We start from the raw sequence: 818 nt of genomic DNA, 5'->3' as shown, positions 1-818 counted from the left end.
ATTACACTACAAAACTTGCAGAGCTAGAGCTTTTAGAGCAGGTAAGAGAAGGCAAAGAGATAAAATATTATTTGAAAGAGAAAGTTGGGGAAGGTAATAGAGAGGAAAACTAAACTCAGTAGTCTAACTCCAAGGTAGTAAAAGAAACTTTTCGGCAGGAGCTCACTTTCTCCTTCCTTCTCCCTATCTGCATAATAAGTTTGAACTAGTATACAACTACAAAATGCAGAGACATCCCTTAATTATAGTAAATAAGGATATCAAAACTCGCAAGTTTTATAACAGGACAGAACATTTTATTACCTGACGATAAAAAATGAAGTGGAAAATGACCTTCATAATTTCTATTCTAGCTGGGATTTTGGTTTTGAGCGCCATTATTATGTTTGTAGGGAATAGCGGAGGTGCGGCTGTTACTGCGGTGAAATCCGAGAGCAACTCAAAAACGCTCACTTCACATGCCCCGATTTATATAGATGGCAACGATGACTTCATAGTGGGTCAAAATGGTGTAGTCTCAGGCTCAGGTACGGAAAGCGATCCATATATAATAGAAAACTGGGATATAGATGCGAGCACAGCATATGGCATTATAATAGAAGACACGGATGTTTATTTCATCATAAGAAATTGCGTGATTCATGACGGGAAAAGCAATTACGGCATCTACTTCTACTCAGTCCAAAACGGTAAAATAGATAATATGACTTCTTATAACAATCATGCTGGCATCTTGCTGTATTCTTCCTCAAACAACCAAATAACAAACTGCGCTGTTTATAACAATTGGTATGGCATCCGGCTGGATTATTCCTCAA

Annotated in this window: 1 protein-coding gene; it reads left to right on the top strand. The window is 37.8% G+C overall.

Annotated features, from left to right (window positions below):
- Nucleotides 1–316: 316 nt before the first annotated feature.
- Nucleotides 317–818 (top strand): right-handed parallel beta-helix repeat-containing protein (locus QMD21_07820; protein ID MDI6856670.1); only part of this gene is annotated, 502 nt, incomplete at its 3' end.

The sequence above is a fragment of the Candidatus Thermoplasmatota archaeon genome (assembly GCA_030018475.1).
In the GTDB taxonomy this organism is placed as follows: domain Archaea; phylum Thermoplasmatota; class JASEFT01; order JASEFT01; family JASEFT01; genus JASEFT01.
This window is presented reverse-complemented; position numbering and strand designations above follow the sequence as displayed.